Annotated in this window: 23 protein-coding genes; 16 read left to right on the forward strand and 7 right to left on the reverse strand. The window is 68.7% G+C overall.

Annotated features, from left to right (window positions below; all coding sequences use genetic code 11):
• Positions 1-83: 83 nt before the first annotated feature.
• The 11 genes from ACFYMC_RS00295 to era all read left to right on the forward strand — a co-directional run bounded on the left by ACFYMC_RS00295 (position 84) and on the right by era (position 9,565).
• Complete coding sequence (locus tag ACFYMC_RS00295) at positions 84-1,166, forward strand: nitronate monooxygenase (RefSeq protein ID WP_388516463.1); 1,083 nt, start codon at positions 84-86, stop codon at positions 1,164-1,166.
• A complete protein-coding gene (locus tag ACFYMC_RS00300; RefSeq protein WP_388516465.1) occupies positions 1,163-1,909 on the forward strand; it encodes a 16S rRNA (uracil(1498)-N(3))-methyltransferase in 747 nt (248 codons plus the stop codon). Before ACFYMC_RS00295 ends, ACFYMC_RS00300 begins: the two co-directional genes overlap by 4 nt.
• Positions 1,910-1,988: 79 nt before the next feature.
• Complete coding sequence (locus tag ACFYMC_RS00305; protein WP_388516468.1) at positions 1,989-2,348, forward strand: histidine triad nucleotide-binding protein; 360 nt, start codon at positions 1,989-1,991, stop codon at positions 2,346-2,348.
• A gap of 86 nt (positions 2,349-2,434) precedes the next feature.
• The gene (locus ACFYMC_RS00310) at positions 2,435-3,367 is read left to right on the forward strand and encodes a ribonuclease Z (RefSeq protein WP_388516471.1); all 933 of its coding nucleotides are present in this window, start codon (positions 2,435-2,437) and stop codon (positions 3,365-3,367) included.
• Between the two features lie 200 nt (positions 3,368-3,567).
• The gene (locus ACFYMC_RS00315) at positions 3,568-4,650 is read left to right on the forward strand and encodes a carbohydrate kinase family protein (RefSeq protein WP_388517039.1); all 1,083 of its coding nucleotides are present in this window, start codon (positions 3,568-3,570) and stop codon (positions 4,648-4,650) included.
• A 128-nt stretch (positions 4,651-4,778) separates the two neighbouring features.
• Entirely contained in the window at positions 4,779-5,795 is a 1,017-nt protein-coding gene (locus ACFYMC_RS00320) for a PhoH family protein (protein ID WP_388516473.1), read from the forward strand.
• Between the two features lie 12 nt (positions 5,796-5,807).
• Entirely contained in the window at positions 5,808-6,305 is a 498-nt protein-coding gene (ybeY, locus tag ACFYMC_RS00325) for an rRNA maturation RNase YbeY (RefSeq protein WP_388516476.1), read from the forward strand.
• Positions 6,302-7,618 (forward strand): hemolysin family protein, encoded by a 1,317-nt coding sequence (locus ACFYMC_RS00330; RefSeq protein WP_388516478.1) that lies wholly within the window; start codon positions 6,302-6,304, stop codon positions 7,616-7,618. Before ybeY ends, ACFYMC_RS00330 begins: the two co-directional genes overlap by 4 nt.
• Positions 7,615-7,968, forward strand: a complete 354-nt coding sequence (locus ACFYMC_RS00335) for an MmcQ/YjbR family DNA-binding protein (protein ID WP_388516480.1) — start codon at positions 7,615-7,617, stop codon at positions 7,966-7,968. The genes ACFYMC_RS00330 and ACFYMC_RS00335 overlap by 4 nt, the downstream gene beginning before the upstream one ends.
• A 182-nt stretch (positions 7,969-8,150) precedes the next feature.
• Positions 8,151-8,504: a cytidine deaminase gene (locus ACFYMC_RS00340; protein ID WP_388516482.1), complete on the forward strand. Its 354-nt coding sequence runs from the start codon at positions 8,151-8,153 to the stop codon at positions 8,502-8,504.
• Between the two features lie 92 nt (positions 8,505-8,596).
• Positions 8,597-9,565 (forward strand): GTPase Era, encoded by a 969-nt coding sequence (era, locus tag ACFYMC_RS00345; protein WP_388516485.1) that lies wholly within the window; start codon positions 8,597-8,599, stop codon positions 9,563-9,565.
• A 95-nt stretch (positions 9,566-9,660) separates the two neighbouring features.
• Here era and ACFYMC_RS00350 read toward each other — a convergent pair whose 3' ends face one another.
• Genes ACFYMC_RS00350 through ACFYMC_RS00360 form a run of 3 tightly spaced genes read right to left on the reverse strand, consistent with a single transcriptional unit; the run spans position 9,661 to position 11,870 of the window.
• Positions 9,661-10,482 carry a GNAT family N-acetyltransferase gene (locus ACFYMC_RS00350; RefSeq protein ID WP_388516487.1) on the reverse strand — a complete coding sequence of 274 codons (822 nt, stop codon included), beginning with the start codon at positions 10,480-10,482 and terminating at the stop codon, positions 9,661-9,663.
• Positions 10,483-10,510: 28 nt separating this feature from the next.
• Positions 10,511-10,786 (reverse strand): protealysin inhibitor emfourin, encoded by a 276-nt coding sequence (locus ACFYMC_RS00355; protein ID WP_388516490.1) that lies wholly within the window; start codon positions 10,784-10,786, stop codon positions 10,511-10,513.
• Between the two features lie 19 nt (positions 10,787-10,805).
• Complete coding sequence (locus tag ACFYMC_RS00360; RefSeq protein WP_388516493.1) at positions 10,806-11,870, reverse strand: M4 family metallopeptidase; 1,065 nt, start codon at positions 11,868-11,870, stop codon at positions 10,806-10,808.
• A gap of 371 nt (positions 11,871-12,241) precedes the next feature.
• Here ACFYMC_RS00360 and leuA point away from each other — a divergent pair, with 371 nt between their 5' ends.
• The 4 genes from leuA (at position 12,242) to ACFYMC_RS00380 (ending at position 16,586) form a co-directional block, all read left to right on the forward strand.
• Positions 12,242-14,005 (forward strand): 2-isopropylmalate synthase, encoded by a 1,764-nt coding sequence (gene leuA, locus ACFYMC_RS00365; protein WP_388516496.1) that lies wholly within the window; start codon positions 12,242-12,244, stop codon positions 14,003-14,005.
• A gap of 224 nt (positions 14,006-14,229) precedes the next feature.
• Positions 14,230-14,916 carry a TerB family tellurite resistance protein gene (locus tag ACFYMC_RS00370; protein ID WP_388516499.1) on the forward strand — a complete coding sequence of 229 codons (687 nt, stop codon included), beginning with the start codon at positions 14,230-14,232 and terminating at the stop codon, positions 14,914-14,916.
• A gap of 88 nt (positions 14,917-15,004) precedes the next feature.
• Positions 15,005-15,751, forward strand: a complete 747-nt coding sequence (recO, locus tag ACFYMC_RS00375; RefSeq protein ID WP_388516502.1) for a DNA repair protein RecO — start codon at positions 15,005-15,007, stop codon at positions 15,749-15,751.
• Between the two features lie 13 nt (positions 15,752-15,764).
• Positions 15,765-16,586 (forward strand): isoprenyl transferase, encoded by an 822-nt coding sequence (locus ACFYMC_RS00380; protein WP_388516505.1) that lies wholly within the window; start codon positions 15,765-15,767, stop codon positions 16,584-16,586.
• A 68-nt stretch (positions 16,587-16,654) separates the two neighbouring features.
• Here the strand turns inward: ACFYMC_RS00380 and ACFYMC_RS00385 are convergent, their stop codons facing one another.
• The 4 genes from ACFYMC_RS00385 to ACFYMC_RS00400 are packed head-to-tail and all read right to left on the reverse strand — an operon-like array spanning position 16,655 to position 19,784.
• Complete coding sequence (locus ACFYMC_RS00385) at positions 16,655-17,083, reverse strand: Fur family transcriptional regulator (RefSeq protein WP_388516507.1); 429 nt, start codon at positions 17,081-17,083, stop codon at positions 16,655-16,657.
• Positions 17,084-17,134: 51 nt separating this feature from the next.
• The gene (locus ACFYMC_RS00390; protein ID WP_388516510.1) at positions 17,135-18,001 is read right to left on the reverse strand and encodes a metal ABC transporter permease; all 867 of its coding nucleotides are present in this window, start codon (positions 17,999-18,001) and stop codon (positions 17,135-17,137) included.
• Entirely contained in the window at positions 18,001-18,798 is a 798-nt protein-coding gene (locus tag ACFYMC_RS00395) for a metal ABC transporter ATP-binding protein (protein WP_388516513.1), read from the reverse strand. The genes ACFYMC_RS00390 and ACFYMC_RS00395 overlap by 1 nt, the downstream gene beginning before the upstream one ends.
• 29 nt (positions 18,799-18,827) lie before the next feature.
• Positions 18,828-19,784, reverse strand: a complete 957-nt coding sequence (locus ACFYMC_RS00400; protein ID WP_388516516.1) for a metal ABC transporter substrate-binding protein — start codon at positions 19,782-19,784, stop codon at positions 18,828-18,830.
• 118 nt (positions 19,785-19,902) lie between these two features.
• Between ACFYMC_RS00400 and ACFYMC_RS00405 the strand changes: the two genes are divergently transcribed.
• On the forward strand, positions 19,903-21,282 hold the full coding sequence (locus ACFYMC_RS00405; RefSeq protein ID WP_388516519.1) for a glycine--tRNA ligase: 1,380 nt from the start codon (positions 19,903-19,905) through the stop codon (positions 21,280-21,282).
• Positions 21,283-21,773: the final 491 nt, after the last annotated feature.

A 21,773-nucleotide genomic window follows, 5' to 3' on the forward strand; every position in this document is an offset into this window, starting at 1 on the left:
CCCCATCGGCCGCCGGGTTGGGCCCCCTGGGCCATGAACGCCCCGATTCGGCGGCGCGCGGGGGACGTGGCACGATGCAGGGCATGTCCTCCGCTCTGAGCGATCTCTCCCGGTATCCGGTCGTACAGGCGCCCATGGCGGGTGGCGCTTCGCGCCCCCAGCTCGCCGCCGCCGTGTCAGGCGCGGGCGGACTGGGCTTCCTGGCAGCCGGCTACAAGACGGCCGACGGCATGTACCAGGAGATCAAGCTGATGCGCGGGCTGACCGCCCGCCCCTTCGGCGTCAACGTCTTCATGCCGCAGAACGCGGCCGTGGACCCGGTTGCCGTCGAGGTCTACGCCGCGCAGCTCGCCGGCGAGGCCAAGTGGTACCAGACGGCGCTCGGCGCGCCTGATTCCGTGGGTGGCGACGACGGCTTCGAGGCGAAACTGGCGATCCTCCTCGAAGATCCGGTGCCGGTGGTCTCCTTCACCTTCGGTTGTCCCGACCCGTCCGTACTGGACGCCTTCGCCGCGGCGGGCACGCTCACCATCGTCACGGTCACCGATGTCGAGGAGGCACGGGCTGCTCAGGCGGCCGGGGCGTCCGCCGTGTGCGTGCAGGGGATCGAGGCGGGCGGACACCAGTCCACCCACCGTGACGATCCGCAGAACGACGGTGCCGGTGCGGGACTCGGCCTGCTGTCGCTGGTGGCCCAGGTGCGGGAATCGGTCGGGTTGCCGATCATCGCTGCCGGCGGGCTGATGCGCGGCGCGCAGATCGCCGCCGTGCTCGCCGCCGGAGCGGAGTCCGCACAACTGGGCACCGCTTTCCTGGTCTGCCCCGAATCGGGCGCTCATCCCCTGCACAAGAAGGCGCTGACGGACCCCATGTTCGTCCGCACCGAGCTCACCAGAGCTTTCTCCGGGCGCCCGGCCCGGGGCCTGGTCAACCGCTTCATCCGCGAGCACGGCCCGTACGCGCCGGCCGCCTACCCCCAGGTGCACCACCTGACTTCGGCGCTGCGCAAGGCCGCGGCTGCCGCCGGTGACCCGCAGGCCATGGCACTGTGGGCGGGGCAGGGCCACCGGTTGGCCCGGGAACTTCCAGCCGCGCAGCTCGTGGAGGTGCTGGCGGCGGAACTCGCCGAAGCACAGGGCACCCTGCTGACGGAGAGTGGATCATGACCGCACCGGTGTTCGTCGTGGAACGGGTCCCGGACGGCCCGGACTTCGTCCTGGACGGCCCCGAGGGGCGACACGCGGTGTCCGTGAAGCGGCTGGAGCCCGGCGAGCCCGTGGTGCTCACCGATGGCCTTGGACGCTGGGCCGAGGGCGTGGTGCGGTCGGCGGAGGGCAAGGACCGACTGGTCTTGACGGATCTCCAGGCACGCACCGAGGACGCCGAGCCCGGGCCGCGGGTCACCGTCGTCCAGGCCCTCCCCAAGGGCGACCGCGGTGAACTGGCCGTGGAGACCATGACGGAGACGGGCGTCGATGCGATCGTGCCCTGGCAGGCGGCCCGTTGCATCACCCAGTGGCGTGGGGACCGAGGCGTCAAGGCACTCGCCAAATGGCGCAGCACCGCTCGGGAGGCGGGCAAACAGTCGCGTCGGGTGCGTTTTCCCGAGGTCGCGTCGGCGATGACCACCAAGCAGGTGGCGACACTGCTGGCGTCGGCGGACCTCGCGGTGGTGCTTCACGAGGACCGCGAAGCCCCCTCCGAGGCGCTCGCCACTGCCGAACTGCCCTCCTCGGGTTCGATCGTGCTGGTCGTCGGCCCCGAGGGAGGCGTCTCTCCGCAGGAGCTCGCGATCTTCGCCGAAGCAGGCGCCCGCCCCTACCGGTTGGGGCGCTCGGTCCTGCGTACCTCCACCGCGGGGACGGCCGCAGTCGCCGTCGTGCTGGCTCGTACCGGCCGCTGGTCCTGAGGAGCCGACCGGCGCCCGGCGGGGGCGCCCGGGGCCGCTACCATGCCGTTACCGATCACCGGCACGAGAGGCGAAGCCCATGGCAGGGGAACCGCAGGCCGATTGCCTGTTCTGCAAGATCGTCACTGGGGAGGTGCCCGCCACGGTCGTGCGGGAGACCGCGACGACCGTCGCCTTCCGCGATATCAACCCCCAGGCACCCACACACATCCTGGTGATTCCGAAGGCGCACTACGCGGACGCCGCCTCGCTGGCCTCCGCCGAGCCGACGCTCGCTGCGGACGTTCTGCGTGAGGCCGGTGAGGTGGCAGCCGAGGAGAAGATCGACGGCAGCGGATTCCGGGTCGTCTTCAACACGGGCGCGGGGGCCGGCCAGACCGTGTTCCATGCGCACGCCCATGTGTTGGGTGGCCGCGGCCTCCAGTGGCCGCCCGGGTAGTGAAGCGCGATCGAGGCGGTGCGGGCGGAGCCTTGGCATCCGGGCGGCACTGGTCCAACACAGCATCAGAGAACGGGTGACGCACCGTGTCCGCACGTGAGTTCGTGGTCCTCGGCACCGCCAGCCAGGTTCCCACCCGGCACCGGAACCACAACGGCTATCTCCTTCGCTGGGACGGCGAGGGGTTCCTCTTCGACCCAGGCGAGGGCACCCAGCGCCAGATGTTGCGGGCCGGTGTCGCCGCCCACGACATCAACCGCATCTGCATCACGCACTTCCACGGGGATCACAGCCTCGGACTGGCCGGGGTGATCCAACGGATCAACCTCGACCGGGTGCCGCACCCGGTCGCGGTTCACTACCCGGCCAGTGGCCAGGTCTTCTTCGACCGGCTGCGCTACGCGACGGCCTACCGCGAGACCGTCCCACTGGGGCAGGCGCCGGTGACCGAGGGCGGCCTGCTGGCCACCGGGTCGTCCTACGCGCTCCACGCCCAACGGCTCGACCACCCGGTTGAGTCGTTCGGCTACCGCATCACCGAACCCGACAGCCGCCGGATGCGCCCCGACCTGCTTGCCCGGCACGGTGTGCGGGGGCCGGACGTGGGGCGCATCCAGCGCGAGGGGTCCTGGAACGGCATCGGCCTCGAAGAGGTCAGTGAGCACCGCCCGGGGCAGAGTTTCGCCTTCGTCATGGACACCCGCCTTTGCGAGGGTGTCCACGCCCTCGCTGAGGGCGTGGACATGCTGGTCATCGAATCCACCTTCCTGGACGAGGACGTGGCACTGGCCACCGAGCACGGGCACCTCAGTGCAGGCCAGGCGGCGGGGGCCGCCCGTGACGCGGGGGTGCGCCACCTGGTGTTGACGCACTTCTCCCAGCGGTACAACGACCCCGCCGAGTTCGAGCGTCAGGCGAGGGCGGCCGGTTTCGAAGGGGAGCTGACGATCGCGGCCGACCTGATGCACGTGCCGCTCCCCAAGCGGCAGCGGCCGGCCGCTGCCGGCACGGCCCGCTGAGCGGGCGTCCGCCGGGCGGCTGATCCCGCCCGGAAGGGGCTTTGGCGGTCAGGTGGGACACACTGGGTTTGCGTCAACCTGAGAGGGGGAGCGCCCGTGCCCGCGGTGTGCCGCGCCCGTGTGCTCCCGTAGCGCCGCACCATGACCGGGAGCATGCCGTGACCAGCTTCGAAGGACAGCCAGTGCAGCAGGAGGGCCGGATGGACCTCGACCCCCTCGGCTCTGTGCGCGCCCCGCTGGACCCGGACTGCGACGTCTTCCTGACCGGCACGGTCTTCCTCGACATCATCTTCACCGGACTGGACTCGGCGCCGGTGCGGGGCACCGAGTCCTGGGCCCGCGGGATGGGGCAGAGCCCCGGCGGCGTGGCCAACATGGCCACTGCACTGGCCCGTCTCGGTCTGCGCACTTCCCTTGCCGCCGCGTTCGGTGACGACCACTACGGCGAGTACTGCTGGGACGCTTTGGAGCAGGGCGAGGGGATCGACCTGGGAATGTCGCGCACGGTTCCCGGCTGGCACTCCCCGGTGACGGTTTCCATGGCCTACGAGGGCGAGCGCACCATGGTCTCGCACGGGCATGAGGCACCACCGCCCGCCGGCCCCGACCCGTTCCCGCAGTGCCCGCCGCGGGCACGCGCGGCGGTGGCCTCGCTGGCACCCGGCCGGCAGGAGGAGTGGATCGCCGCCGCGGCCCGTCGCGGGGCGAAGGTCTTCGCCGACGTGGGCTGGGACGAGACGGGACGCTGGGACTTGGGCGCGCTCGGCGACCTCGCCCACTGCGAGGCGTTCTTGCCCAATGCCGACGAGGCGATGCGCTACACCCGCACCGAGTGTCCGCGGGCCGCCGCCCGCGCCCTTGCGGAGGTGGTGCCGCTCGCCGTGGTCACGATGGGCGCCCAGGGCGCCTACGCGGTGGACGCCGGCAGTGGTGCGAGCGCCGAGGTCCCGGGGATCACGGTGGAAGCCCTGGATCCGACCGGGGCGGGCGACGTGTTCGTCGCGGGCTTCCTCACCGGGACCCTGGCGGGCTGGCCGTTGGCCGATCGATTGGCCTTCGCCTGTCTGACCGCCGCGCTCTCGGTGCAGGAGTTCGGAGGTTCCCTCTCCGCACCCGGTTGGGAGGAGGTGGCCCAGTGGTGGCGGGCGTTGACCGCTCGGCCGGGCGGCGTTCCCCGGCCGTTGCGCCACTACGCGTTCTTGGAGGAGCTGCTTCCGTCGCGGTCTCGACCCTGGCCCCGCCGTCGCGCCGTGCCCACCATCGGATTTCGTCACACGGCCTGAAGCGAGTTCGGGGACCGCGGGGAAAACCTCTCGGCCTGGTCGGCGCGGCGTCGTACGCTTGACATTCCAGAGGCGGTCGAGCGGCGACCCCCGCAACGGGAGGTATGTGCAGGCCACAGAGCCGGCCCATGACTCAGACACCGACAGCCCACACCCCCGCGCCAGGGCAGGCGCGAGCCCATTTCACCGTCCCGGCCAAGCACCCGATGGTGACGGTGCTCGGTTCGGGTGACGCCCTGCTGCGCGTGATAGAGAAGGCGTTTCCGCAGGCCGACATCCATGTACGGGGCAACCAGGTCAGTGCGATCGGAGAGGCGACGGAAGTCGCACTGATCCAACGCCTGTTCGACGAGATGATGCTGGTGCTGCGCACTGGCCAGCCAATGACGGAGGACGCCGTGGAACGCTCGATCGCCATGCTGAAGGCGAGCGAGAACGGTGAAGGACCTCAGGAAACCCCGGCCGAGGTCCTCACCCAGAACATCCTCTCCAACCGAGGGCGCACCATCCGTCCCAAGACGCTGAACCAGAAGCGCTATGTGGACGCCATCGACAAGCACACGATCGTCTTCGGCATCGGGCCCGCTGGTACCGGCAAGACCTATCTGGCCATGGCCAAGGCGGTGCAGGCCCTGCAGTCCAAGCAGGTCACCCGCATCATCTTGACCAGGCCCGCGGTGGAGGCCGGTGAGCGCCTGGGATTCCTGCCGGGCACGCTCTACGAGAAGATCGACCCCTACCTGCGTCCGCTGTACGACGCGCTGCACGACATGCTCGACGGCGACTCCATCCCGCGGCTGATGGCCGCGGGCACGATCGAGGTCGCGCCGCTGGCGTACATGCGCGGTCGGACGCTGAACGACGCCTTCATCATTCTGGACGAGGCTCAGAACACCAGCCCCGAGCAGATGAAGATGTTCCTCACCAGGCTGGGCTTCGACTCGAAGATCGTCATCACCGGCGACATCACCCAGGTCGACCTGCCCGGTGGCACCAAGTCGGGCCTACGTCAGGTCCAGGACATCCTGGAAGGCGTCCAGGATGTCCACTTCTCCCGCCTCACCTCGCAGGATGTCGTACGGCACAAGCTCGTCGGCCGTATCGTCGACGCGTACGAGCAGTACGACAGCCGAAACGGGAAGTAGCAAAAGCGCACCATGTCGATCGACGTCAACAACGAGTCCGGAACCGAGGTCGACGAGCAGGCGATCCTCGACATCGCCCGCTACGCGCTCGCCCGGATGCGGATCCACCCGCTGTCCGAGCTCTCGGTGATCGTCGTCGACGCCGAGGCGATGGAGCAGTTGCACATCCAGTGGATGGACCTGCCCGGCCCCACCGACGTCATGTCCTTCCCGATGGACGAGCTACGTCCGCCGTCGAAGGACGAGGAGGAGCCCCCGCAGGGGCTCCTCGGTGACATCGTGCTCTGCCCAGAGGTGGCCACCAAGCAGGGCCAGGACGCTCCGACGGGGCACTCCATGGACGAGGAGCTCCAGCTCCTGACCGTTCATGGAGTGCTGCACCTTCTCGGGTACGACCACGAGGAGCCGGAGGAGAAGACCGAGATGTTCGGACTCCAGGCGGCCATCGTGGACGGCTGGCGCGCCGAGCGCGGCATGACCGGTCCCTCGCCCGCCCCGACCGTCTCGTGAACGCCCCGCAGCTGATCACCGGGGCGGTGCTGCTGGTCATCGTCGCCTGGCTGGCCGCATGCGCCGAGGCGGGCATCGCCCGAGTCTCCAGTTTCCGGGCAGCCGAGGCGGTTCGCTCCGGCCGGCGCGGAAGCGCGAAGCTGGCCCAGGTAGCCTCCGACCCCACCCGCTACCTCAACGTGGCCCTGCTGGTCCGGGTGGCCTGCGAAATGGCCGCGGGGGTGCTCGTCACCTACGTGTGTCTGGACGAGATCGGCGACAACTGGACCGCGCTGCTGGTGGCGATCGTGGTGATGGTGCTGGTGTCGTACGTCGCGGTGGGGGTGTCCCCGCGCACCATCGGTCGTCAGCATCCCTTGAACACCGCGACGGCGGCGGCCTACGCCCTGGTGCCGCTCGCCCGGGTGATGGGGCCGGTACCTCAGCTGCTGATCCTCATCGGCAACGCGCTCACGCCCGGCAAGGGCTTCCGCAAGGGCCCGTTCGCCTCGGAGGCGGAACTGCGCGCCATGGTTGACCTGGCCGAGCAGGAGTCGCTGATCGAGGACGAGGAGCGCCGGATGGTGCACTCGGTCTTCGAACTCGGGGACACCCTGGTGCGCGAGGTGATGGTGCCGCGCACCGACCTCATCTGCATCGAACGCTTCAAGACGATCCGGCAGGCCACCACGCTGGCGCTGCGTTCGGGGTTCTCGCGGATACCGGTGACCGGGGAGAACGAGGACGACATCGTCGGCATGGTGTATCTGAAGGACCTGGTGCGTAAGACGCACATCAACCGGGGGGCCGAGGCCGACCTGGTCTCCACGGCGATGCGGCCGGCCGTGTTCGTGCCCGACACCAAGAACGCTGGTGACCTGCTGCGGGAGATGCAGCAGGTCCGCAACCACGTGGCGGTGGTCATCGACGAGTACGGGGGCACGGCCGGAATCGTCACCATCGAGGACATCCTGGAGGAGATCGTCGGTGAGATCACCGACGAGTACGACCGGGAGCTGCCGCCCGTGGAGGAGTTGGGGGACGACCGTTACCGCGTCACTTCGCGCCTTGACATCACGGATCTGGGAGAGCTGTTCGGCCTGGAGGACTTCGACGACGAGGACGTGGAGACGGTCGGCGGACTGCTGGCCAAGGCTCTGGGGCGGGTGCCCATCGCGGGTGCCGGCGCGGAGGTGGAGTTGCCGGACGGGCGCGCGCTGCGCCTGACTGCGGAAGCCCCCGCGGGCCGTCGGAACAAGATCGTCACGGTTTTGGTGGAGCCTGCCGGTGAATCGGACGAGATCACTTCCGCCGGCCCGGGGGAGCTCGGATGACCCCGGCCGAGCTGCGCTCCTTCTGTCTGGCCCGCACTGCTGCGGTGGAGGAGTTCCCCTTCGACTCCGAGACCTCCGTCTTCAAGGTGCAGGGCAAGATGTTCGCGCTCTCGGCGCTGGACGCGCGGCCGTTGAAAGTGAACCTGAAGTGTGATCCGGACCTGGCGGTTCAACTGCGCATCCAGTACGAGGCCATCGCACCGGGCTGGCACATGAACAAGCGGCATTGGAACACGGTCACTGTGGACCAGCTCCCGGCTGCTCTGGTGCGGGAGCTGATCGAAGACAGCTATGACCTCGTGGTGGCCGGTCTGCCGCGGGCGGAGCGGCTCCGACTGGACCGGGAGTGACCACCCTCTACATGACGGCGACCATCGAGATCAAGGTCATAGTTCACCGCAGCCTTTGAAGTTGAGGAAATCTAACCCCTAGCCTTGGTTCTACCTTGACGGGGTCGGAGGGGAGGGCGTCTCGGCGGGCCGCAGCGTAGGCCACTGCGCGGGCCCGCCGAGACGCTCCTTATGCTCGGGGCATGACCGAAAGCACGGGGCTGGACCCCGAGGACCGCAAGATCATCACATTGGCCCGCAGCGCCCGCGCCCGTAACGGGGTGGCCGAGGGCGCGGCCGTGCGTGACGAGACGGGCCGCACCTACGTCGCCGGCACCGTGGACCTGGACTCCCTGAAACTGACGGCGTTGCAGACCGCCGTCGCCATGGCGGTGGCCAGCGGCGCGCAGTCGCTGGAGGCTGCCGCGGTGGTCACCGAGGCCACGTCCCCCGCGGCCTGCGACCGCGCTGCGGTCCGTGACCTCGGTGGTCCGGACACCCCCGTCCTGCTCGCCGGGGCCGACGGCGCCCTGCGCTCGCAGACGCCGGCGGGCTGAGCCCGTACCGCAGGTCCCGCGCCGTACCCGCGCAGGCCACCGCGCCGGGCGGGTGGCGGTGCTGGTCGGCGTCGGCGGCGTCATCGGGGAGAATGGCCCACATGAGCGATCGATCCTCCTCGTCCCGCACCGAAGTGCCGCAGCCGGCCCCGCACCGCGCGGGCTTCGCCTGCTTCGTCGGCCGACCCAACGCGGGCAAGTCGACCCTGACGAATGCTCTGGTCGGCCAGAAGGTGGCGATCACCTCCAACCGGCCGCAGACCACCCGACACACCGTGCGCGGCATCGTCCACCGTCCGGACGCCCAGCTGGTGCTCGTCGACACCCCGGGCCTGCACAAGCCGCGCACCCTGCTCGGTGAGCGCCTCAACGACGTCGTGCGGACCACCTGGGCCGAAGTGGACGTCATCGGCTTCTGTCTGCCCGCTGACCAGAAGCTGGGCCCCGGTGACAAGTTCATCGCCAAGGAGCTCGCCGGGATCAAGAAGACCCCCAAGATCGCCATCGTCACCAAGACCGACCTGGTCGACTCCAAGACGCTGGCCGAGCAACTGCTGGCGGTCTCCCAGCTGGGGACCGAACTGGGCATCGAGTGGGCCGAGATCGTGCCTGTTTCGGCCGTCGGTGACCAGCAGGTCCAGCTCCTCGCGGATCTGATCGCACCGATGCTCCCGCAGAGCCCGCCGCTCTACCCCGAGGGCGATCTCACCGACGAGCCCGAGATGGTGATGGTCGCCGAGCTCATCCGTGAGGCGGCGTTGGAAGGCGTCCGTGATGAGCTGCCGCACTCCATCGCGGTGGTGGTGGAGGAGATGTTGCCCCGGGAGAACCGCCCCAAGGACCGGCCGCTCCTGGACATCCATGCGAACGTGTACATCGAGCGGCCCAGTCAGAAGGGCATCATCATCGGCCCGAAGGGCTCGCGGCTCAAGGAAGTGGGGATGAAGTCGCGCAAGCACATCGAAGCCCTGCTCGGTACACCCGTCTTCCTGGACCTGCACGTCAAGGTCGCCAAGGACTGGCAGCGAGACCCCAAGCAGTTGCGCAAGCTCGGCTTCTAGACCGTTCCAGGACCGGGCCCTGGACCTCCGTCGTGTCGTGCGGCCCATGGGCTTCGCCCCACCCCGGGGCGACCGCTGGCGTCCGTCGGGGCGCCTCAGGGGGCGGCGGGCTCCGCGATCAGGGCCGTTCCCACCCGGCGGAAACCCGCTCGCGCGTATATCCGGGCCACATCCTCGTCCCCCGCGGACAGGAAGACGGTCTCCATTCCCCTCGCCCGGGCATCGCTGACCAGGGCCGAGGTCACTGCCAGCGCCAGCCCTCGGCGGCGCGCGGCGGGGAGCGTGCCGATACCGACGATCTCGCAGACCCTACCGACCGGCTGGTGCTGGCCGGAGGACAGTACGGTGCCGTCCTCTATGTAGGCGGCGACAGCGGTGCTGCCGGCTGCCAGCCGCGCGGAGACGTATGTGGTGCGCCCGTTGCCGAGGTCCTCGGTCATGCGGGTGGCCAGTTCGGCGGTGCCGACGGGACCGGTGGCCGTGCCGGGGGCGGCGAAGGCCAGCTGTGGAACGGTGAGGGCTGCGTGCAGAAAGGGATCGCCGGGATCCAGCATGCGGACTGCCGGATGTGGTCGTGCCGGCGCGACCTCGGGATCCAGGATCATCAGCGGGTGTGCGTGGACCGTAAGACCGCTGGCTTCCGCGGCGGCGCGCAGCGTCGGTGTCGTCTCGTCCACCCACTCGAAGGCCTCGGGTATGCCGAGTGCGCGTTGCCGGGCCAGGACCCGTTCGACATCGGCGCTCGTCACCGTCGCGGCGGTGCCCGGTGTGGGGCGGGCGTAGTAGGGCCAGCCACTGCCCTCCTGGACGAAGAGGGTCAGCGGGCCGAAGTCCTCAGCCCGCGCGCCACCACGGCGCGGGACACTGTCGTAGTACTGCTCCAGCTGTTCCAGCCGGTCGATTGAGGAGGTCGTCACAGGCTCATACAAGCACCCTGACAGCTGCTCAGGCACCCTCTTTGAGTACCCGTGAGATCAACTGTCTCTGGGCCTGGGTGAGATGCGGGTCCGCGCAGTGCACCGTTCGCCCACCCACGGTGATCGTGTACGAGAAGCCGTCCGGCACTCCCACCCGTCCGCCGGGCGCGTCCACGTCTGCCGGGGCCAGCGCCCGCTCGGCGAGCGCCAGCCATTCGTCTGCGTCCGGCCGGTCCGCGGTCTCCACCTCGGCCCGGCGTTCGATACCCGCGAAACCGCCCGTGCGGCGTACTTCGATGCGCATGGGAGGTCTCCTACCTCGCTCAGCTCGTCGGCACACCCACGGTGGACCATGCCTTCATCAGCGCCCGGAGTTCCTCGCCCTCGCCGTAGCGAGCCACCGCGGCGGCCACGGTCAGCCGTGCGAAGTCCGCGAAGGAGGCCCTCTGGCGCAGTTGCCCGCCCGCGAGGGCGTCGTACCAGATCTGCCCCGCCCGCTCCCACGCCTTGCCGCCGAGCTCGGTCGCCAGCAAGTAGAAGGCGTGGTTGGGGATGCCCGAGTTGATGTGGACACCGCCGTTGTCCCGGCCGGTGTAGACGTAGTCGTCCATCGTTGCCGGTTGTGGGTCCTTGCCGAGGACGTCGTCGTCGTAGGCGGTGCCCGGGGCCTTCATCGAGCGAAGGGCGACACCCGTGACCTCCGGTCCCAGCAGCCCGGCTCCGATGAGCCAGTCCGCCTCGGTGGCGCTCTGGTCGAGCGTGTACTGCTTGATCAGGGAGCCGAAGACGTCCGACATCGATTCGTTGAGGGCGCCCGGCTGGCGGAAGTACTCCAGGTTCGCCGTGTACTGGGTGACACCGTGGGCGAGCTCGTGTCCGATGACGTCCACCGGGACCGTGAAGTCGAGGAAGAGCTCTCCGTCACCGTCGCCGAAGACCATCTGCTCGCCGTTCCAGAAGGCGTTGGCGTAGTTCTCGTCGTAGTGGACGGTGGCGATCAGCGGGAGGCCGTCGCCGTCGATCGAGTTGCGGCCGAAGGCGTTGAGGAACAACTCGAAGGTTGCGCCGAGTCCGCTGTAGGCGCGGTTCGCGGATGCGTCCTGGCCGGGCTCGGAGCCTTCGCAGCGCACGATACGGCCGGGCAGCCGCAGGCCGTGTTCGGCGTCGTGGACGGTCCGCTGTGGCTTGTCCACGAGGGGTGCGGCCGTCAGGGTGGGGGCGGCCCCGACGACGGTTGTCAGCCGCCGGGCGGTGCGCTGGGCGGCGTCGGTGATCAAGGTCCTCCGGCCGATCCCGGCCCAGTCCGACCGCTGGGCCTGGGCGATTCGGTCGAGGAGGTGGGGAGGGACGATGGTGCAGAAGACGGGATGGCGGTTGGCGGAATCCATGCCCGGCAATGTGGCACTGGGTCACGCCTCTGTCACTAGGTGCAACCATGATTCATTCGAGTGTCTGAAACTCGCGAGTTCAGGTTGACGGATCGAATGGATATCAAACACCTCATCGAGGCGTGCATCACATAACATGCAAATCGGACACTGCGGTCCCGCATGCTGATACGGGTCCTCACAGGACGGAACGGCTCGGCTAGGCTGCCGTCCATCATGCGTTTCGGGCTGCTTCTCCTTAGCTGCCGCGGCGAGGGCCTGTAGTCGTAGGCCGACCCCCTCCCCGCGGAGTCTGGTGTTGCGGATTCACCGTCGGCCGTCCCAGCGGACCTTTCCGCGGATACCCACGGACTCTCGAGGAGCCCCACGTCATGTCCCAGCCCACCTCGGTCGGCCGCCCCACGCCCGTCACCAACGCGACCCACCACCAGCGACCCTCCGGCATGCCGGTCCACAAGTACGGCGTGTACGAGCAGGTGGACATCGCCGACCGCACCTGGCCGAACCAACGGATCACCAAGGCCCCCCGCTGGCTGTCCACGGACCTGCGCGACGGCAATCAGGCGCTGATCGACCCGATGTCCCCGGCCCGCAAGCGTGAGATGTTCGACCTGCTGGTGCGCATGGGCTACAAGGAGATCGAGGTCGGCTTCCCCTCCTCGGGCGAGACCGACTTCAACTTCGTACGCTCCATCATCGAAGAGGGCGCGATCCCCGAGGACGTCACCATCTCCGTGCTGACACAGGCCCGTGAGGACCTGATCGAGCGCACCGTGGAGTCCCTGCGGGGCGCCCACCGGGCCACGGTGCACCTGTACAACGCGACCGCCCCCACCTTCCGCCGGGTCGTCTTCCGCGGCTCCAAGGAAGACATCAAGCAGATCGCCGTCGACGGCACCCGCCTGGTGATGGAGTACGCGGAGAAGATCCTGGGGCCGGAGACCACCTTCGGCTACCAGTACAGCCCGGAGATCTTCACCGACACCGAGCTGGACTTCGCTCTGGAGGTTTGCGAAGCGGTCTGTGACGTATGGCAGCCCGAAGAGGGCCGCGAGATCATCCTGAACCTGCCCGCCACGGTCGAGCGGTCCACGCCCTCCACCCATGCGGACCGCTTCGAGTGGATGGCCCGCAACCTCACTCGGCGCGAGTACGTCTGCCTGTCCGTCCACCCGCACAACGATCGCGGAACGGCGGTCGCCGCCGCGGAACTGGCCATCATGGCCGGCGCCGACCGGATCGAGGGCTGCCTGTTCGGCCAGGGCGAGCGCACCGGCAACGTGGACCTGGTCACGCTGGGCATGAACCTGTTCTCGCAGGGCGTCGACCCGCAGATCGACTTCTCGCAGATCGACGAGGTCCGCCGGACCTCCGAGTACTGCAACCAGATGGAGGTCCACCCGCGCCACCCCTACGCGGGCGATCTGGTCTACACCGCCTTCTCCGGCTCCCACCAGGACGCCATCAAGAAGGGCTTCGACGCCATGGAGGCCGATGCGGCAGCCCAGGGCAAGACAGTGGACGAGATCGAGTGGGCGGTGCCCTACCTGCCCATCGACCCCAAGGACGTCGGCCGCTCCTACGAGGCGGTCATCCGGGTCAACTCGCAGTCCGGCAAGGGCGGAATCGCCTACGTGCTGAAGAACGACCACAAACTGGACCTGCCGCGGCGCATGCAGATCGAGTTCTCGCGGATCATTCAGGCCAAGACCGATGCCGAGGGCGGCGAGGTCACCCCCAAGGCGATCTGGTCCGTCTTCCAGGACGAGTACCTGCCCAACCCGGAGAACGCCTGGGGCCGCATCCAACTGCGCTCCGGCCAGACCACCACCGATAAGGACGGCACGGACACCCTGACGGTGGAGGCCGTGGTCGACGGGGCCGAAACCGTCCTGGCCGGCAGTGGCAACGGTCCGATTTCGGCCTTCTTCGACGCGCTGGCCGGCATCGGCGTCGACGCCCGACTGCTGGACTACACCGAGCACACCATGAGTGAGGGAGCCTCCGCGCAGGCCGCCTCGTACATCGAGTGCGCCATCGACGGTCGGGTCCTGTGGGGCATCGGTATCGACGCCAACACGACACGCGCCTCCCTCAAGGCCGTCATCTCCGCCGTCAACCGCGCCGGTCGCTGACACCACCCGGTACGGCGTCCTCTCTCCCCGCGCCCCGCCTCCCGCTCCGGCGGGGGCGGGGCGCTCCCGTTGCAGGGCGTGGCGCCGTCGATGCCGCGGTGTTCTTCGGCCATGTGCACGCGCACGCCACGGAGTTGTCTCGTCACAGGACTGACGCGACACCGTGGATGTGGTTAACATCACGCCAGCGCGGCGATGTTGCCGAAATGTTGCGGAGGTGGACCGTGCTCCCTGCTCGGGGTCGGACCGGACGAAGGATTAGGTTCTGCGGCATTCGCATCACCTGGAGCACGGACAGTGACGGTGAGTTCTTCTGCCCCGCCTGCGGAGGGGACCGCAACTACCGGCGCCGCACCGGACGCCGTCGGTTCGCCCTGTTGGGCGTTCCCCTGCTGCCCCGCGGCCTGGCCGGCCCGGTCGTCGAATGCGGTGCTTGCCACGAACGCTATGCCCCCGAGGTGTTGGACCAGCCGACCACCACCCGGTTCGCCAGCATGCTCCGCGACGCCGTGCACACCATCGCCCTCGCCGTGCTCACAGCTGGCGGCACCGGATCCCGCACCGCGGTCTCGGCCGCGACCAGCGCCGTACGGGCGGCCGGCTTCGAGGACGCCACCAGCGAGCAACTGACCGCCCTCGCCGAAGGGCTCGCGGCCGGGACCGAGCGCTTCCCCGAGGACCTGCGATCCGTGGCGCTCTCCATCGAACTCCACGAGGCCCTGGAACCCCTCACCGGGCATCTGGCTCCAGTCGGCCGGGAGTCGCTGCTCCTCCAGGGCGCCCGGATCGCTCTCGCCGACGGCCCCTACCTGCCGGCGGAGCACGAGGCCCTCGCCACCATCGGCAACGCCCTGCACCTGGGCACGGAGGAGGTGGCCCGGCTGTTGGCAGCCGCCCGTACACCGTCCTGACCGGTCCCGATCGGCGCTGCCCTCCGGCGAGCCGGTCCGAGCGCCCCGTGGAGACCGCCGGGGCATTCGGTGGGCGAGAATGAGTGGCATGAGTCTGTTCCGCGACGACGGCATCGTGCTGCGCACCCAGAAGCTGGGTGAGGCGGACCGCATCATCACGATCCTGACCCGTGGACACGGTCGGGTGCGGGCGGTGGCCCGCGGGGTGCGGCGGACCAAGTCGAAGTTCGGTGCCCGACTGGAGCCGTTCTCCCACGTCGACGTGCAGTTCTTCGCGCGCGGAAGCGAACTGGTCGGACGCAGCCTTCCGCTGTGCACCCAGACCGAGATCATCGCCCCCTACGGCGGGGGGATCGTCAGCGACTATGCCCGCTACACCGCGGGCACCGCGATGCTGGAGACCGCCGAACGGTTCACCGACCAGGAGGGTGAGCCCGCGGTCCAGCAGTACCTCCTGTTGGTCGGAGCACTGCGCACGCTCTCCCGCGGCGAGCACGAGCCACACCTGATCCTCGACGCCTTCCTCCTGCGCTCGCTCGCCGTCAACGGCTACGCGCCGAGCTTCGACGACTGCGCGAAGTGCGGGATCCACGGGCCGAACCGACACTTCTCGATGGCGGCCGGCGGGGTCATATGCGGCGACTGCCGGGTGCCGGGCAGCGTCGTACCATCGGCGGAAGCCGTCAGACTGCTCAGCGCCCTGCTGACTGGAGACTGGGACACCGCGGACGCCGCCGAGCCTCGGTACGTGCGGGAAGGCAGCGGTCTGGTCTCCGCCTACCTGCACTGGCATCTGGAGCGCGGGCTACGCTCCTTGCGTTACGTAGAGAAATAAGGAGCGAGGCGATATGGCACGACGCGGGATCCTGGGACGCGCCCGCCGGGACTACAAACTGCCCGAGCCGCATCCGTCCGGAGAGCGTCCGCCGAAGATCCCCGGCGAGTTGCTGCCGGGCCACGTCGCGATCGTCATGGACGGCAACGGCCGCTGGGCCAAGGACCGGGGTCTGCCGCGCACCGAGGGGCACAAGGTCGGCGAGGGTGTCGTCCTCGACGTGCTCAAGGGCTGCCTGGAAATGGGCGTGAAGAACCTCTCCCTCTATGCCTTCTCCACCGAGAACTGGAAGCGCTCTCCGGAAGAGGTCCGCTTCCTGATGAACTTCAACCGCGATGTCATCCGCCGCCGCCGTGACGAGATGAACGAGCTCGGCATTCGGATCCGCTGGGTCGGCAGGATGCCGAAGATGTGGAAGTCGGTGGTCCAAGAGCTCCAGATCGCCCAGGAGCAGACCGTCGACAACGACGCGATGACCTTGTACTTCTGCGTCAACTACGGTGGTCGGGCAGAGATCGCCGACGCCGCTCAGGCGATCGCACGCGATGTTGCCGCCGGCCGCCTGGACCCGGCGAAGGTCAACGAGAAGACCTTCGCCAAGTACCTGTACTACCCCGATATGCCGGACGTGGACCTTTTCCTGCGGCCCAGTGGCGAGATGCGGACGTCCAACTACCTGATCTGGCAGAGCAGCTACGCGGAGATGGTCTTCCAGGACGTGCTGTGGCCGGACTTCGACCGCCGTGACCTCTGGCGGGCCTGCTACGAGTACGCCCAGCGTGACCGCCGCTTCGGTGGGGCACTGCCGAACGAAGTCCAGATCCCCCAGCAGTAGCGAGCATCCGGATCGCGAGTGGGCCCCGACCAGAAGCCTCCTTCCGGTCGGGGCCCACTCTTACCTGCTCAGTCCTTGGCGGCGCAGTCGGCGCAGGTGCCGAAGATCTCCACGGTGTGCGCGACGTTGACGAAACCGTGCTCGGCCGCGATGGCGTCGGCCCACTTCTCCACGGCCGGGCCCTCGACCTCGACGGCCTTGCCGCACATCCGACAGACCAGGTGGTGGTGGTGCTCGCCGGTGGAGCACCGGCGGTAGACCGACTCCCCGTCGCTGGTACGCAGCACGTCGACTTCACCGGCGTCAGCGAGCGATTGAAGGGTGCGGTAGACGGTGGTCAGGCCCACGGAGGCGCCCCGGTGTTTGAGCATGTCGTGCAGCTCCTGCGCGCTGCGGAACTCGTCCACCTCGTCGAGCGCCGCCGCCACCGCGGCCCGCTGTCTGGTCGATCGGCCTCGTACTGGCGCGGTATTCGTCTCGCCAGGGGCAGTCGCCACCGGTTCCTCCTCAGATCGGCCGTGCGGCCATTGTGCCAGGCGCCCGGCGCCTCACACCTTCACGTCATCGCGTGTGCACACCGTCTCGGCGGACTGGGCGGCGCGGGCCCGTTTGCCTGCCAGCGGAGCCGAGACCAGCGACATCACGAGGAACACCGCGATGGCCAGTAGCACGATGGTGCCGCCCGAGGGCGCGTCGATGTAGTACGTCGTGACCGTACCCGTCAGGGAGACGCTCACGCCGATGGCAATGGACAGGGCCAAGGTGGTGGTGAACCCGCGGGTGACCCGCTGGGCAGCCGCGACCGGGATCACCATCATGGCGCTCACCAGCAGGAGGCCGACGATGCGCATGGCGACGGTGACGGTGACGGCCGCGGTGACGGCGATCAGCAGGTTCAGCGCCCGCACCGGGAGGCCGGTGACCCGGGCGAACTCCTCGTCCTGACAGACGGCGAACAGCTGTCGGCGCAGTCCGATGGTCACCGCGATGACGAAGGCCGCCAGCACCACCACGGCGGTGACGTCCGCCGTCGAGACGGTGGTGATCGAACCGAAGAGGTAGCTGGTCAGGTTGGACGTGGAGCCGCCCGGTGCCAAGTTGATGATCATGACGCCGCCGGCCAGACCGCCGTAGAAGAGCAGGGCCAGCGCGATGTCACCGCTGGTCCTGCCACGGGAGCGGATCCATTCCATCCCGACGGCGCCGAGGACGGCGACCAGGGTGGCGGTCCACACAGGGCTGGCGTTGAGCAGGAAACCGAGGGCGACGCCGGTCATGGCGACGTGGCCGATGCCGTCTCCCATGACCGCCTGTCGACGCTGGACCAGGTAGGTGCCGATGGCAGGTGCGGTGATGCCAACCAGTGCGGCGGCGAGCAGGGCCCGCTGCATGAAGGCGTAGTTGAGGAGGTCCATCAGCTCAGCAGTCCCGTCCGGATGGGTTCGGCGTCATGAGCCGCATGCGGGTGTACGTGGTCGTGGCCGGGCAGCGCGTGTTGCCCCACCGCTTCCGGTGGGGCTCCGTCGTGTACGACGCAGCCGTCCCGCAGCACCACGGCCCGGTCTATCAGCGGCTCCAGTGGGCCGAGCTCGTGCAGGACCAGCAGCACGGTGGTGCCGGCGGAGACCTGCTCCCGCACCGCGGCGGCCAGTACTTCCTGGTTGGCCAGGTCCACTCCGGCCATCGGCTCATCCATGATCAGCAGCTCGGGTTCGCCGGCGAGTGCGCGGGCGATCAGCACCCGCTGGTGCTGGCCACCGGACAACGCGTTGACCGAGGACTCGGCGTGCTGGCCCATGTCGACCAGGGCCAGGGCTCGGGTCACGGCGGCCCGGTCGGCCCGGCCCAGCATTCCGAAGCGGCTGCGGGCCAGGCGCCCGGCGGAGACGACTTCCCGGACGGTCGCTGGGACGCCGCTGGCGGCTGTGGTGCGCTGCGGTACGTATCCGACCCGCGACCAGGAGCGAAAGCGCTTCTGGTCCGTGCCGAACAGGGATATCTCTCCGCCGCTGAGCGGTACCTGCCCCACCACGGCCCGCACGGCGGTCGACTTCCCCGACCCGTTGGCGCCGAGCAGCGCAACGACCTCACCGCGCGCCACCCGCAGGTCGACGCCGCGCAGCACGGGGCGGGATCCGAGGGCGGCAGTGACTGACCGCATGGATATGACGGGTTGGTCGCTCTGTTGCGGGGATCCGCCGCGGCTGGCCATCGCTCGCGCCTCCGTTGTCGCTGTTTCCGTCACTTCGCGCCGAGCGCCTTCTGGAGGTTCTTGAGGTTGGACCGCATGACCTCGAAGTAGTCAGCGCCCTGGGAGGCGTCCGTGATTCCCTCCAGCGGGTCCAGGACATCCGTCCTCAGACCGGTGTCCGCGGCCAGCGACTTCGCGGTCTTGTCGCTGGCGAGGGTCTCGAAGAAGACGGTGGTGACCTTCTCTTCGCGGGCCAGGGACTGGAGCTCCTTCATCCGCGCCGGGCTGGGCTCGGATTCGGGGTCGATGCCGGATATGCTCTCCTGGTCCAGGCCGTAGCGTTCGGCGAGGTAGCCGAACGCGGCGTGGGTGGTGATGAAGGTGCGGGTGCCTGCGTCCTTCAAGCCTTCCTGGAAGTCCTTGTCCAGCGAGGTCAGCCTGCCGACCAGTGCGTCGGCGTTCTTCCGGTACGCGTCGGCGTGCTGCGGGTCGGCCTTGGTGAGGGCGGATTCGACGCCCCGGGCCACCTCGCGGTACTTCGTGGGGTCCAGCCAGATGTGCGGGTCCTTGCCGGTGTTGCCGTGATCGTGCCCGTCGTGCTCGCCGCTCTCGTGGTCGTGGCCACCGTCGCCATGGGCCTCCAACGTGGTGAGCTGTGCGGCGTCCACGGCGGTGTGCGCGCCGGACTGCGCAACGGCCTCGTCGACGGCGGGTTGGAGTCCCTTCAGGTAGAGGACGAGGTCGGCCTCGCTGAGACGGGCGGTCTGCTTGGGGGTGATCTCCAGGTCGTGCGGCTCCACGCCCGGCTTGGTCAGCCCGGTCACCGAGACGTGGTCCTTGCCGATCTCCCGGGCGAGGAACTCCATCGGATAGAACGACGCCACCACGTCAACCTTGCCCTCGGCCCGATCGGTCGCCGCGGAGTCCGAGCAAGCGGAGAGGGTGGTCGCGGCGAGCGCGACGGCTCCGGCGAGGGCGGCGGTGGGTATGAGGCCTCGTACGTTCATGACAGTCATTTTCAACAAAAGTGGAAACGATTGTCAACAAGCTCAGATTTGAAACGGGGGGTGCGCGCGCCGGTAATCTGAAGCATTCGCCGTTCGTCCTCGTAATGAAGAGAGCACCGTGGCCGACAAGATCGAGACCATCGTCAGCCTCAGCAAGCGCCGTGGCTTCGTCTACCCGTGCAGCGAGATCTACGGTGGTCAGCGTGCCGCCTGGGACTACGGGCCGCTGGGTGTCGAGCTCAAGGAGAACATCAAGCGCCAGTGGTGGCGCGCGATGGTCACCTCCCGCGAGGATGTCGTCGGTATCGACTCCTCCGTGATCCTGGCCCCCGAGGTGTGGGTGGCCTCCGGTCACGTCGCCACCTTCTCGGACCCGCTTACCGAGTGCACCGCATGCCACAAGCGCCACCGCGCCGACCACCTGGAGGAGGCGTACGAGGCCAAGCACGGCCGCCTCCCCGAGAACGGCCTTGCCGATATCAACTGCCCCAACTGCGGCAACAAGGGCCAGTTCACCGAGCCCAAGCAGTTCTCCGGCATGCTGGAGACCCACCTTGGCCCCACCCAGGACACCGGCTCCAAGGCCTACCTGCGCCCCGAGACCGCCCAGGGCATCTTCACCAACTTCGCCCAGGTGCAGCAGACTTCCCGTAAGAAGCCGCCGTTCGGCATCGCGCAGATGGGTAAGTCCTTCCGGAACGAGATCACTCCGGGCAACTTCATCTTCCGCACCCGCGAGTTCGAGCAGATGGAGATGGAGTTCTTCGTCAAGCCGGGTGAGGACGAGCAGTGGCACGAGTACTGGATGGAGCAGCGCTGGAACTGGTACCGCGACCTCGGTCTGCGCGAGGAGAACATCCGCTGGTACGACCACCCGAAGGAGAAGCTCTCCCACTACTCGAAGCGCACCGCGGACATCGAGTACCGCTTCAACTTCGGTGGCAGTGAGTTCTCCGAGCTGGAGGGCGTGGCCAACCGCACCGACTTCGACCTGAAGTCCCACTCGGAAGCCTCCGGCCAGGACCTGTCGTACTTTGACCAGGAGGCCGGGGAGCGCTGGACGCCGTACGTGATCGAGCCCGCGGCCGGTGTGAACCGCGCGATGCTCGCCTTCATGCTCGACGCATACATCGAGGACGAGGCCCCGAACGCCAAGGGCGTCATGGAGAAGCGCACCGTGATGCGCCTTGACCCGCGTCTGGCTCCGGTCAAGGTCGCCGTGCTGCCGCTCTCCCGGAACCCGCAGCTTTCGCCGAAGGCCAAGGGCCTGGCGACGGACCTGCGTAAGAACTGGAACATCGAGTTCGATGACGCGGGCGCCATCGGTCGCCGCTACCGTCGTCAGGACGAGATCGGCACCCCGTTCTGCGTCACCGTTGACTTCGACACGCTCGACGACAACGCGGTGACCGTGCGCGAGCGCGACACGATGAAGCAGGAGCGGGTCTCGCTGGACCAGATTCAGTCCTACCTCGGTGGCCGTCTCCTCGGCTGCTGAGCCTCGGTCCTGACCCTGCCGGGTTCGGTGCTGATCCAGCGCGGTCCCGGAGCCCTGTGACGATCATTGGTCCGGCGTGCACAACTGCGCGCCGGACCAATGGTGCTTGTACGCACTGCAAGAGCGGGGGAGTCTGTGGTGTCCGGCCCGCCGCGTGCGCCTGCCCGCTCAGCCTTGGCCTCAGTCGCGACGCGAAAGCGCGGGCGGTGTGGGTGCCCGCCGGGGAAACCGCGGCCGTGATCGTCAGGATCGCGAGGTGACCAGGGCGAACTCGTCCAGCTTCCGACGCCAGACGAGATGGATGAGGTTGTCCAGCACAGGCGGCGCGTCTGGTGATCAGGGCGGCGAACTTGCTACAGCTGTGATCGGTGAGTGCGTGGTAGGTGAGGATCGGAGCGGCGACGTTGAAACCAAGGGTGAACGTCCTACCCGGCACGGTTGCTGCCTTTGAGCCGGTGGGCTCGGTAGTGCGTAGCGTTGGTGCGAAGGCT

Origin of the sequence: Streptomyces sp. NPDC006879 (assembly GCF_042869595.1) — a bacterium.
In the GTDB taxonomy this organism is placed as follows: Bacteria; Actinomycetota; Actinomycetes; order Streptomycetales; family Streptomycetaceae; genus Streptomyces.